This window comes from Bacteroidota bacterium, assembly GCA_034723125.1.
Classification (GTDB): domain Bacteria; phylum Bacteroidota; class Bacteroidia; order CAILMK01; family JAAYUY01; genus JAYEOP01.
In genome coordinates, this window is record JAYEOP010000283.1 from 1 (window position 1) to 12,234 (window position 12,234).

11 protein-coding genes are annotated in these 12,234 nt (G+C 29.3%); 6 read left to right on the forward strand and 5 right to left on the reverse strand.

The window, feature by feature from the left end:
• Positions 1–151: 151 nt before the first annotated feature.
• A complete protein-coding gene (mnmE, locus tag U9R42_07710) occupies positions 152–1,537 on the reverse strand; it encodes a tRNA uridine-5-carboxymethylaminomethyl(34) synthesis GTPase MnmE (protein ID MEA3495904.1) in 1,386 nt (461 codons plus the stop codon).
• 240 nt (positions 1,538–1,777) lie between these two features.
• Here mnmE and U9R42_07715 point away from each other — a divergent pair, with 240 nt between their 5' ends.
• The 4 genes from U9R42_07715 to U9R42_07730 all read left to right on the forward strand — a co-directional run bounded on the left by U9R42_07715 (position 1,778) and on the right by U9R42_07730 (position 6,028).
• Positions 1,778–2,878 carry a DUF4837 family protein gene (locus U9R42_07715; GenBank protein MEA3495905.1) on the forward strand — a complete coding sequence of 367 codons (1,101 nt, stop codon included), beginning with the start codon at positions 1,778–1,780 and terminating at the stop codon, positions 2,876–2,878.
• Positions 2,879–3,359: 481 nt separating this feature from the next.
• Positions 3,360–5,195, forward strand: a complete 1,836-nt coding sequence (locus tag U9R42_07720; protein MEA3495906.1) for a tetratricopeptide repeat protein — start codon at positions 3,360–3,362, stop codon at positions 5,193–5,195.
• A gap of 296 nt (positions 5,196–5,491) precedes the next feature.
• Positions 5,492–5,791 (forward strand): thioredoxin, encoded by a 300-nt coding sequence (gene trxA / locus U9R42_07725; protein MEA3495907.1) that lies wholly within the window; start codon positions 5,492–5,494, stop codon positions 5,789–5,791.
• 6 nt (positions 5,792–5,797) lie between these two features.
• Positions 5,798–6,028: a hypothetical protein gene (locus tag U9R42_07730; GenBank protein MEA3495908.1), complete on the forward strand. Its 231-nt coding sequence runs from the start codon at positions 5,798–5,800 to the stop codon at positions 6,026–6,028.
• A gap of 20 nt (positions 6,029–6,048) precedes the next feature.
• Here U9R42_07730 and U9R42_07735 read toward each other — a convergent pair whose 3' ends face one another.
• The gene (locus U9R42_07735; GenBank protein MEA3495909.1) at positions 6,049–6,717 is read right to left on the reverse strand and encodes a Crp/Fnr family transcriptional regulator; all 669 of its coding nucleotides are present in this window, start codon (positions 6,715–6,717) and stop codon (positions 6,049–6,051) included.
• Positions 6,718–6,811: 94 nt separating this feature from the next.
• On the opposite strand from U9R42_07735, the gene U9R42_07740 reads away from it, so the two are divergent.
• Complete coding sequence (locus tag U9R42_07740; GenBank protein ID MEA3495910.1) at positions 6,812–7,675, forward strand: 4Fe-4S ferredoxin; 864 nt, start codon at positions 6,812–6,814, stop codon at positions 7,673–7,675.
• Positions 7,676–7,686: 11 nt separating this feature from the next.
• Positions 7,687–8,025 carry a cupin domain-containing protein gene (locus U9R42_07745; GenBank protein MEA3495911.1) on the forward strand — a complete coding sequence of 113 codons (339 nt, stop codon included), beginning with the start codon at positions 7,687–7,689 and terminating at the stop codon, positions 8,023–8,025.
• A 112-nt stretch (positions 8,026–8,137) separates the two neighbouring features.
• Here the strand turns inward: U9R42_07745 and U9R42_07750 are convergent, their stop codons facing one another.
• The 3 genes from U9R42_07750 to U9R42_07760 all read right to left on the reverse strand — a co-directional run bounded on the left by U9R42_07750 (position 8,138) and on the right by U9R42_07760 (position 11,624).
• Positions 8,138–9,592 carry a serine protease gene (locus U9R42_07750; GenBank protein ID MEA3495912.1) on the reverse strand — a complete coding sequence of 485 codons (1,455 nt, stop codon included), beginning with the start codon at positions 9,590–9,592 and terminating at the stop codon, positions 8,138–8,140.
• Between the two features lie 107 nt (positions 9,593–9,699).
• Positions 9,700–10,653, reverse strand: a complete 954-nt coding sequence (locus tag U9R42_07755) for a phosphoribosylaminoimidazolesuccinocarboxamide synthase (GenBank protein MEA3495913.1) — start codon at positions 10,651–10,653, stop codon at positions 9,700–9,702.
• A complete protein-coding gene (locus U9R42_07760; protein MEA3495914.1) occupies positions 10,650–11,624 on the reverse strand; it encodes a PhoH family protein in 975 nt (324 codons plus the stop codon). The genes U9R42_07755 and U9R42_07760 overlap by 4 nt, the downstream gene beginning before the upstream one ends.
• Between the last annotated feature and the right edge of the window lie 610 nt (positions 11,625–12,234).

Sequence of the window (12,234 nt, forward strand, 5' to 3'; positions counted from 1 at the left end):
CGCTATTAAGATGCTGATTAAGAAAATAAATTATTTTTGTTTTGTTTTTCTTCACAAAATTCTTGCATAGCCATGCTACGGAATAATTTTTTGAATAAAAACAGGGCGAAAAGAAATGTTTTATTTTCAGTATCTTGATGGCGGTTTAGTATTACTTCCCAATACAAAACCTCCCAAAAATATTACCGAGAATTTCATCATTGGTAATTTCTCCAGTAATTTCTCCCATTTGTTGAAGAATACTTCTAATATCAATTGAGATAAAATCTTTAGAAACAGAATTTTCAATAGCGGTGTCAATATCTTTTATTGACTTTAAAATATCTATGAGTATTTTGTAATGTCTTGTGTTGGTAACAACCGAAAAATCACCTTCGTATTTTTCAACATCAAGTTTTTTTATAAGAGTCTTTTTTAATTCTGTAATATTTTTTTGAAATTTTGAAGAAATAAATACTACATCTTTATCAATGCTTTTATATTTCTTCTTTATCTCCCCTATTTTTTCTTTGTTAATTTTATCAAATTTGTTGGCAACAATTACAAACTTGGATTTTAGCTGCAACTGTTTTATATCTTCTTTTACATCTTCGGATGATAATTCTGTTACATCAAAAAGATAAATAATTATATCAGCTTTATTAATTTTTTCAAGAGTTCTTGCTATACCAATTTTTTCAATTTCATTTTCCGATTGAGTAAGCCCTGCTGTATCAACAAATCTAAAAAGTATTCCATCAATATTTATTACATCCTCAATAAAATCTCTGGTTGTTCCTGGAATATGAGAAGTTATTGCTCTCTCATCTTCAAGCAATGAATTCAACAAAGTAGATTTCCCTGCATTTGGTCTGCCGGCAATAACCACAGAAACTCCTTGTTTCAAAACATTCCCAAGCTTAAAAGAATCTACCATTACAGCAACTTCTTTTTTTATTTCAATCAAAATATTACTAAGTTGCTCATTTGTTGCAAACTCAACATCCTCCTCTGCAAAATCCAGTTCCAGTTCAAACAATGTAGAAAGGTCAAGAAGTTTTGTTCTAAGAAGTTTTATCCTTTCCGAAAAGCCACCCCTCATTTGATTTATCGCAATTTTATGAGATGCTTTTGTTTCTGAATCAATAACATCAACCACAGCTTCAGCTTGAGAAAGATCAAGTTTTTTATTTAGAAATGCACGTAAGGTAAACTCACCCGCACTTGCCTGCTTTGCTCCTTTTTTTAAAAGCAAATTCATCATTTCATTAAGAATGAACAAAGAGCCATGACAAGAAATTTCAATTAAATCTTCACCGGTGTAAGAACCCGGATTTTTAAAAACACTTACTAAAACTTCATCAACAACAGTTTCTTTATCTTTTATAAATCCATAATGTATTGTTTGAGTAGCAACTTTTTTAAGGTCTTTTCCTGTAAAAATAGAATTAACAATTTCAAAGGCTTTTGTTCCCGAAACTCTAATTATTCCAAGAGCTCCTTTCCCCGGAGCTGTTGCAATTGCAGCTATTGTATCAGTTTGATTTGCGTTTATCATAATTATTTAATGAGTAGCAAAGTTATCATTTTTTTGAAACTTGTTTGCAACGCTAAAAGCAATTAATAGCAAGTTGCGTTAAAAGCTACCAATATAATTCGTTTCTTTTTCGGGCTTATTTTTGCTTTAGCAACAGCTATTGTTTAAAACAAATTTTAAAATCCTTAAATTTGCAGTTGCAAAAAAAACAATAAATTTTAAGACATGACAGCAATACTTAACTAATTAAATAACAAGCACATGAGATACTTAGTTATAATATTTTCGATTATTTTTATTTTCAGCATTTCTTCATGTAATCACAAAGATTCTAAAGACAAAAAAAATCAAGAAAAGCAATTAGAAAATATCCCAACATCCATAGGAGGAATTTATGAACTATTTGTGGTAGGAGAAAACCTCACTTCAAATCCTGAATTAAAAATAAAAATATCAGAATCAATTAGTCAGATAATTCCTGCATTACCCCAGCCTGAGCAAATGTTCTCTCTCACTTTTATTGATGTTAATAATTTTAATGCAAATTTTAGAAAAAACATTAATGTACTATTGCTTTCAGTATTACCAAAGGACAAACAAATGCAAAATCTTATTGGGAACATCACTACAAAGGAAAATATAAACTTTATCAAAATCAAGAATGTTTGGAGTGAACCACAAAAAGTAATCAGTGTTTCGGGAAACACAGAAGAAGCTTTAATTTCTGAATTGCAAAAAAGAAAAGTAGAAATTTTTAATTCTTTTGATAAAACTTCCAAAATAAAATTAAGAAATCTTATTTACAAAAAAAACGAGCATTCAAAATTTACTAAAAGACTTAGTGAAAATCATAATTTTAAATTTTTAGTTCCAAAAAATTACTTTTTTGTACTTGAAGCGTTCCCCGGCAACAGAGATACAATTCTTGAAAAATACAATCTAAACAGCTTAGCTTGGATGCGTAGCGAATCAGAAAAATCAAACAACAATATAATTATTTATTCTGTTGATTACGATAAGAAATTACTTGAATCGGAAAAGGAAATTTTCAAACTTAAATCAAAAGTCAGTAAAATTGTAACAAGTAAAAACAAAGATTCTTATATGTCAATTGACACAATTCATTACGATTATTATTTTCAAAAAAACAAATTAAATAATCTTGAAGCCTTTGAATTAAAAGGAATCTGGCAAATGGAAAATGACTGGATGGGTGGTCCTTTTATCAATTACATTATTCCTGATAAAAAGAATAACAGAATCATTTTTATTGAAGCATTTATTTATGCCGCAGGAACTCAAAAGCGAAATTTTGTAAAACGACTAGAAGTCATCCTTGAAACTTTTTCTTTAGGCTCTTAAAAAACAACTAATGCTAAGATGTTAACGATATTTAGTCTTTCTAAGAAAACACCAAATAACAAATTTCAAATGACAAATAAACACCAAATAATAAAATTCCAATTTTTCAAAATGTTTGAATATTAGATAATTGGTTATTGAGAATTATTTGTTTTTTGATGTTTGAGATTTGTTATTTTTAAAATGAATAGTTTTCTAAGAGGCACTATTTATATTGCTACTTTCAGTCCGTATTGTTGTTGGAGTTCTATGTTGCCACTTCAATATTCATTTTTTGAATATCGAATATCGAACAAGGAATTATGAATAATGAAGTTTACGCAAAGCGGTTTTTTTCAGGCTTGACCTGAAAAAATTTAGATTAACCTTATTAAGGAATTTACAAAAATCAGCACATTAATTGTATGCTCTTTGTGTATCTTTGTGCCTTACTGTCTTCGTGGCAATTTCTCTTTTGTAACTTTATAGAGTGGACTCATTTATGAAAAAAATATTACTGACAATAACATTTTTCAGCATCTTTTTTACAGCAGTTTTTTCTCAAAACACTACTGACGAACAACTTGCAATTCAGTATTTTCAGAATGAAGAATACGAAAAAGCAATCGTTATTTTTGAAGAACTTTTTGAAAAAGATCAGTCATCACTATACATTTATAATTATTATTTCAGTTGTCTTTTAAATCTCAAAGAATTCAAAGAAGCTAAATCTTTACTCAAAAAGTTAAATCGTAAATATCCTGATAAAACCGAATACATAGTGGATTTAGGATATCTTTATGAATTGACTGATAACGATAAAAAAGCAAAAAATATTTATAAGGATGTTCTCAATGATTTAACTGCTGATGAAGTTATTATTCGCCATGTTGCAAATGCTTTTTATAAACGGAAAAAAATTGATTTGGCAATAAAAACATATCAAAAAGGACGAAAAATTCTCAGAGACAAAACAGCATTTGGATTTACGCTTGCTACTTTGTATTCCCTTAACGGAGAAATAGAAAATATGACATTTGAATATTTGCAGATTCTTGATAATACGCCAAAAAAACTAGAAGCTATACAAGACCTTTTACAAGATAAGATTCAAGCAACAGCAACTTACAAAAAAGTAAAAACAATAGTAATAAAAGAAGTTCAATCAAAAAATTACCCGTCAACTTATGTTGATTTACTTAGCTGGCTTTTTATTCAAAAAAAGGATTTTAAAGCCGCTTTTCGTCAGCAAAAAGCATTAGACAAAAGATATAACAACAACAATCGCGGACTTATAAAACTATCAGAAACCTGCATTTTGAACAAAGCATACTCTGTGGCAGAAGAAATTTATAACTATATTATTAGTAAAGGACAAAAGACCCCATATTTTTATCATGCAAAATTCGGATTAATTGACATTCAATATTTGCAACTTAAAAACAATCCCAATCCTGATATTGAATCAATAAGAAAAATTGAAAAAGAATATTCGGAATATATTAATTATGAATTTTACAAATACATTAGACTTACTGAAAAAGTTATTCTACGACTCGGAGAAATAAAAGCAGTTTATTTGAATAATGTACCAGGAGCTATAAATTTTTTATCAAAATACCTTAATGTTCGTCAAATAAGTAAAGAAACAAAAGCACAAATAAAATTATCACTTGGCGACTACTATGTTCTTGATGGCGATGTGTGGGAAGCAACTTTACTTTACAAGCAAGTTGACAAAATGTTCCGAGACCATCCATTGGGACATATTGCTAAATTTCGCAGTGCAAAGCTTTCTTTTTTTATGGGCGATTTTGAATGGGCTAATGACCAGCTTGATATTTTAAAAGCTTCAACCTCCGAGCTTATTGCAAACGATGCTTTGCAATTATCAATGCTTATTCAAGATAATCTCGGACTTGACTCAACAGATCATGCACTAAAAATGTATGCAAGAGCAGATTTTTATTTATTCAAAAATAATTTTAATAGTGCCACAACTACTATTGATTCCATTTTTTTAAAATTCCCCCAGCATTCACTTAGCGATGATGCATTATTCTTAAAAGGAAGAATTCAGCTTAAACAAAAACATTTTGAAAAAGCAATTGAGAATTTCCAAAATGTTTATAAAAATTATCCCGATGACATCCTTGCTGATGATGCACTGTACAAAACTGCAATTATTTATGAGCAATTTTTAAATAACAATGAAGAAGCATTTAAAATTTATGAAAAAATTATTCTCGATTATCCGGGAAGTGTATTTGTTGTGAATGCACGAAATAAATACAGAAAAATGAAAACTGACAAAAAAGACATTTTAATTGAGAATTGATATTGTAAAAACCTCCCATAAAATTTGGTATGCAATTTGTCATATAACGACATCCGAATATTTAAATGTTTAATTTGCAAAAAAACAAAATTATGATTACAAAAATTTATTTTATCACACTTATCCTCATTGCAAGTAATTTCCTTACATCATCTTGCAACAATAATAGCGACAAAAAAGAAGCTGCTAAAAATTACATTAAAGAACAATCTATAAATAATGTACCCGGAAATACAGTAGCAGCACAACCCCAAAAAGATTCCAATAAAAAAGGAAATAAAAAAGCTGTTAAAATTATGACAAGTAGTAATTTTAGCACAACAATATCTTCGGGAGTAACACTCGTTGATTTTTGGGCTACATGGTGTCGTCCTTGCCTTATGCAAGCACCTATTGTTGAAGAAGTAGCAGTAGAAATAGGTAATAAAGCAACAATAGGAAAACTTGATGTTGACCAAGCAGGAATGATAGCACAACAATATGGCATAAGAAATATCCCAACAATTTTAATTTTTAAAGATGGTGAAGTTGTAGAACGATTTGTTGGATTAAAAGACAAACAGTCATTACTCAACGCAATAAACAAGCATCTTTAAAGAAAAATGAAAGAAACTACTATCAAGATAAAAGCTACTTTGAATTACAAAATTTTCAATCTTATACCTCTCAAAGTTGTCCTATCTGCCTTAGTTGGCACTTTAATCGGATTCCTATATTACAAATTGGTTGGATGTAGAAGCGGTTCATGTCCAATAACTTCCAATCCTTATTTAACAATGGGTATGGGATTTATTAGCGGTGTGCTGTTAAGTGTGGATGAAAAGAAAAAATAATTTTATCTAATACCAAGTTGTCAAGAAAGAAACTCAATTAATGCAGTTTCATCAAGTATTTTTAATTTCTTTCCCTTTGCTGAAATTATTTTTGTGTCATTTAACTCCCTTATCACCCTGCTGAGTGAAGGTCTTGTTACACCAAACAAACTTGCAAGCTTTGATTGTGATAATGGTAGAAAAATCTCTTTTTCATTGCTTTGATTACTCAAATTAATTATGTAATGAGCAAACTTTCCTTTAATGCTATGAAATGATAAGAATTTAATTTTTGTTGATAAAAATTGTGATTGATTGGAAATTATATTCAAATAGTTCATAAGTACAGCTTTGTTAAGTTGTAAAATTTTCAAAAATGAATCTTTGTGAATAAATAAAATTTCAACATTACAATTTGCAATAATATCAACAGGATAAACATTATTTTTACCAAACAAAAAAGCAGGTGCCAATACTTTTGGCGTTTGCATATCTTCAATTTTAATTATTTTTCCTCCAAAATCAACCATTTCTCCCCTAACATCTCCAGCTATCAAAATATTTATTCCTTTCACTATATTTCCTGATGTTGCTATCAATTCATTTTTTACAAATTTTCTTTTTCTGTATGTAAAAGATTCTAAAAGTTCTTCAATCTCTGAAGAATTCAGACCATTGAATAAAAGACATTTAAGCAATATTTGATACATAATTTTTTTTGACAAAAATAAACAAATTTGTAACATTTGTTACATATTTTGGTTTTTCAGTTAAGTATTTTTGTTCCGAAAAATAAGTTTAGGAATGAAACGAGATATTGTAAAAATAGATGAAGAATTATGTAACGGATGTGGAGATTGTATTCCCAATTGTCATGAAGGAGCTTTGCAAATTATTGATGAAAAAGCAAGGTTAGTAAGCGATTTGATGTGTGACGGATTAGGTGCTTGTATTGGTCATTGTCCTTTAGGAGCAATAACAATAGAGCAACGAGAAGCCGAAGCCTATAACGAAACAAAAGTAATGGTTGACATGATAAAGAAAGGAAAGAATACTGTAATTGCACATTTAGTTCACTTAAAAGAACATCAAGAACTTGAATTAATGAAAGAAGGAATAAATTATTTAAAAGCAAATGAACAGAACTTAGATTTTGATTTAAGTGAAACTATTACTGCTATTCATACAGAAAAAAAATCTTCTTGTGAAAGTGGTGGTTGCCCGGGTTCAGCCCCTGTAAGTATCAATAGCGACTTAAAATTAGATTTTAGTACAGGTAGTTTAAAATCCGAATTAAAACAATGGCCTGTTCAATTTCATCTCATCAACCCTGTTGCTGCATATTTTAAAAATACTGATTTATTACTCGCTGCTGATTGTGTAGCTTTTTCAATTGGTAATTTCCATCAGGATTATTTAAAAGGAAAACAACTTATTATTGCTTGCCCTAAACTTGATAGTGAACAAGATAGTTATTTGCAAAAATTGATTCACTTAATTGATAACGCTAAAGTAAATACAATAACGACCATGATTATGCAAGTACCTTGTTGTGGAGGATTGTTGCAATTAGTAAAAACTGCTATTGAAAAAGCGAATCGTAAAGTGCCAGTTAAATTGATAGTTGTAGGAATAGAAGGAAATATTTTACAAGAAGATTGGATTTAAAATTAAAAAAGATGAAAATAAAAAAAGTTGAAATAACAGAAAAGAAAAAAAATCCGCATAACACTGATGCAAGATTATTATATGATATGGATGAAGCACAAGCAGTGCATATCACACTAAAATCAGGAGAAAGTTTAAAACCACATATTACTCCTGTAAATGTATTTTTCTATATTCTTGAAGGAGAACCGACAATAGTGATAGGCAAAGAAAAAGAAATTGTAAAAAAAGATTGCTTAGTTGAAAGTCCTAAAGATATTCCTCATTGCATTTATAATTATTCAGAAAATGATGTAAGAGTTTTGGTTGTGAAAGTTCCTAAACCAACAACTGCTACTAAAATTCTTTAGGATTTGTTATTATTCAAAAAAGAGATTGTTCAATAATAACATCTTAGCATCCTTACATTTACTCATTCTGCCATTTCTTCATTTAGGCAAACAGCTTGTTAACAAAAAACAGTTATTTTGATAATACCATTTCCTTAAAAATAAGTTTTCCTTTTTTAATTTGAAAGCCATTATAAGTTCCATCGGGAACATATAACCATTCCCTGCCTTTATCTTTTTTATCTTTTGGAATTAAATTATCAAAAATAATCATATCTCTTTCTTCATTGAAGTTAAGAACCATTAAAGCTTCATCATTGTATTCAAATATTTGTCGGTACTTTGTTTCGCCTTCAACTTTAAAAACAGGAGCACCAAAAACAGGCATCTTATCATTAAAAGTTAATATTTCAATTACTTTTTTATCACTCAAACTATTATTCCCATCCCAACCAAGCAAAATATAATATTCTGTTTTTCTTGTTTTTACATATTTCATATCAAAATACTGAACACCATACCAATTTTCATTTGATAAGAAAGTATCTTCTTCCATTCCAAATTCAATATGCTTTTTACCATCAAACAAAGGTACTAGTTCAAGGCTATCCAAATTATTGAACTGAATAGCACCATAATAGCGATACTCCTCATTATCAAATTTCAAAGTCCAGTTAAATATTCTGAATTTATTATCGGGAGAATTCAAAATTTTAATAAAACCAAATGAATCAAAAGGAAAATCATAAGAGCCGGGTATTTCCAAAACATCTTTAAAGTGCGGAATAAAATCCGTTAGAGCATCCATACGAACAAACATATTCCAACCGTCAATTATCGAATCTCCAAGGGATTGAAATCTTATCTCTGAATTTTTCAGGCTATCGTAATATTTACCATATTTTTCAACAAGCTCCTGATGAGTGAGTTTAATTTGAGAAGAATCAATTTCATTTTCTTTTTCAACTGCTTTTAATTTTTCAAAATTCTCTAAACTAAGTGCAAAATTCATTTCAAATTTTTTTGCCAATGGCAAAGAAAGAATGCCAACCAATCTTCCATTTGAATTTAACAAAGGTCCTCCGTTATTATTTTCAAAAATTGGCAAGGTTAATAAAATACCCTCGCCTACATCCTTAAACATTCTCACTGTTGACACATAGCCATAGTCAAAAGTCATACTATCATTATTAAAAATACCAATTGAAAAAGCTTCATCATTTTCGTAAGGTGCATGATTTGCAATTTTTAAATGACTTAAAGAATCTTTGTCCTTATTTTCAATTAAAAATTTTACAATATCAGTTTTTTCATTTTTAGCTATTATTTCCTTTATTGGATATCGCCTGTTATCGTGAGTTACAATAATTTTCTCCCCTTCTTTTTCCAAAATATGAGCACAACTGAAAGCCAGACCTTTGTAATCGATAAAAAAGCCAACACCTTGAATTTTATCATTTCCATCTGCATCAATTGTACGAATTGAAAAAACCGTTTTATAATATTTCTCAAAAATACCATCCCAAGGATTTTGAGCAAAACTATTTATTGAAGCAATCACAAAAAGTATTAACAAAAATTTCTTCATTTATTATTTCTTTTAATTTATTATAAAAATCATGGAATTTTCTACAAAAAGTTGATGTTTTTAATGTGTATTTTTTGTTTTAAAATTTAGATTAAAACGGAAAAAAATTATAGCAATTGTCCAATCGCTGAATTTACATTGTTCTCAATTCGATTATTAAGGTCTGTTCTTTCTGAATAATCAAATTTTTCTCCTGTAACAATTTCGTACAATTCAATATATCTATTCATCACTTGCTCAACAATTTCGTCATTCATTTCCGGCAACACATCTCCTTCTTTGCCCTGAAAGCCTTGCTCCATCAACCATTCACGAATAAATTCTTTAGACAGTTGTTTTTGCCTTAGTCCTTTTTTGAAATTTTCCTCATAATCATTCAAATAAAAATATCTTGAAGAATCAGGAGTATGAACTTCGTCAATTAAAATTATCTCATCACCCAATAAGCCAAATTCGTATTTGGTATCAACAAGGATAAGCCCTTGTTTTTCAGCATACTCACTTCCTCTTTCAAAAAGTTCATAAGTATATTTCTCAAGTTTATTGTAGTGTTCTTCCGAAACTAATCCTTGTGAAATTATTTCTTCCCTTGAAATATCTTCATCATGTCCAACATCCTCCTTGGTAGTAGGAGTAATTATCGCTTTGTCAAATTTTTGATTTTCTACCATTCCTTCTTTCATGCTTTCACCACAAAGGCTCCTTTTTCCTGCTTTATATTCACGCCATGCATGACCAACAAGATATCCTCTTATTACCATTTCAATGGGGAAAGGCTTGCATTTTTTTCCAATTGAAACGGCAGGGTCAGGAACATCAATCAACCAATTTGGAACAATATCTTTTGTCATGTCCATGAATTTCGCTGCTATAAGATTTAAAACTTCACCTTTGTAAGGTATTGGTTTTGGGAGAACTATATCAAATGCAGAAATTCTGTCGGAGACAATAAAAGCAAGTAAATTATTTTCAAATTCATAAATATCTCTTACCTTTCCTTTTTTAAATCCTTGCTGTTTTTTAAATTTAAAACTTGTTTCTTTGATTGCTTCGTATTTCATTTTTCTTTTTCTTTTGAATATGCGTTAATAATATCTTTTACTATTTTATGTCTTGTAACATCTTTAATATCAAACTCTAATACACTAATCCTCTTAACATTTTTCAATAATTGAATAGCATGAAGTAAACCTGATTTTTGAGATTTAGGTAAATCAATTTGAGTTAAATCGCCTGTTACAACAAATTTTGCCGTAGGTCCCATTCTCGTAAGAAACATTTTCAATTGCATTTGCGAACAATTTTGTGCTTCATCAAGAATAACAAAAGCATCATCCAAAGTTCTTCCTCTCATAAAAGCCAAAGGAGCAATTTCAATAATCCTGCGTTCAATGTATGTTTTTACTTTCTCTTCGGACAGCATATCATCCAATGCATCATACAAAGGACGAAGATAAGGATCAACTTTTTCTCTCAAATCACCGGGGAGAAATCCTAAATTTTCACCTGCTTCAACAGCAGGACGTGTTAAAATAATTCTTTTTACCGTTTTGTTTTTCAATGCCTTAACTGCTAATGCTACTGCGGTATAAGTTTTCCCTGTACCGGCCGGACCAACTGCAAAAACAATATCATTTTTAATAATTTCTTTTATAAGCTTATACTGAGTTTCAGTTCTTGCTTTTATAATTTTTTTATCTCTGCCATACAAAATAAAATTATCACTACTATCTTCAACTCTAAATTCGGGTGAATTTTCTGTCATCACTTCCTTTATTACTTTTTCATTAATTATTTGATGCTTATCAGCATAATCAATAAGTTGATCTAATTTTTTTTCAAACAAATCTACTTCTTTTTCATTACCTGAAATTTTGATAATGTTCCCTCTTGCAGTTATTTTTATTTCCTTTTCAAACTTTTTTATCAAGTCAAGATTTTTATCATTTATCCCAAAAAATTCTAAAGGGTCAATATTTCCAATGTTTTTTTCTATTTCTTTCAAAATATGAGCAGTTTCATTTTTATTCAAATTTAAAATAAATTTGGCAATTGTAATTGATTCTATGTTGATTTGTGTGAGTTATATGCTATTTTAACAAACAGCACTCATAATTCGTAATTTGTATTCAGTAATTTTTCATTTTTAATAACTCAAGTTTCGCATTTGAATATAAAGAATTGACATTCGGAAACTTATTAAATGTCGAGTTGTGATAACATAAAGAAAATCAATAGTATAATAATTCCATAATGAATTGTTTCATACTTTGTGATTCTTAGTGTCTTAGAGCCTTCGTGGCTAATTATCAATATCTTGCCACAAAGACACCAAGGCACAAAGTTTCACTAAGAAAAGACACATAATATAACAGTCAGATAATAAATATATGCTGAGCGGTCATAAATAGCGTTTTGCTATACCGTGGAAAAGAATAATAATCAATATGTTAAACATGGTGCCAAAGCTCATTATGACCAGTCGAAGTATATGTTAGCACACAGAATTATTATGCGAAACTTGAGTTAATAATTGTAGGATACATGGAAAATATTTTGTATATTTCGCATTATGCGTAACGCAGTTTGCGTAAAATACAGCAAATAAATTCGCATTATGCGTAACGCAATTTGTATAAAAT

Coding starts and splice junctions, on each gene's coding strand:
- U9R42_07745 (MEA3495911.1), top strand. CDS start 7,687: ATGAAAATAAAAAAAGTTGAAATAACAGAAAAGAAAAAAAATCCGCAT.
- U9R42_07720 (MEA3495906.1), top strand. CDS start 3,360: ATGAAAAAAATATTACTGACAATAACATTTTTCAGCATCTTTTTTACA.
- trxA (MEA3495907.1), top strand. CDS start 5,492: ATGACAAGTAGTAATTTTAGCACAACAATATCTTCGGGAGTAACACTC.
- U9R42_07735 (MEA3495909.1), bottom strand. CDS start 6,717: ATGTATCAAATATTGCTTAAATGTCTTTTATTCAATGGTCTGAATTCT.
- mnmE (MEA3495904.1), bottom strand. CDS start 1,537: ATGATAAACGCAAATCAAACTGATACAATAGCTGCAATTGCAACAGCT.
- U9R42_07740 (MEA3495910.1), top strand. CDS start 6,812: ATGAAACGAGATATTGTAAAAATAGATGAAGAATTATGTAACGGATGT.
- U9R42_07715 (MEA3495905.1), top strand. CDS start 1,778: ATGAGATACTTAGTTATAATATTTTCGATTATTTTTATTTTCAGCATT.
- U9R42_07755 (MEA3495913.1), bottom strand. CDS start 10,653: ATGAAATACGAAGCAATCAAAGAAACAAGTTTTAAATTTAAAAAACAG.
- U9R42_07750 (MEA3495912.1), bottom strand. CDS start 9,592: ATGAAGAAATTTTTGTTAATACTTTTTGTGATTGCTTCAATAAATAGT.
- U9R42_07730 (MEA3495908.1), top strand. CDS start 5,798: ATGAAAGAAACTACTATCAAGATAAAAGCTACTTTGAATTACAAAATT.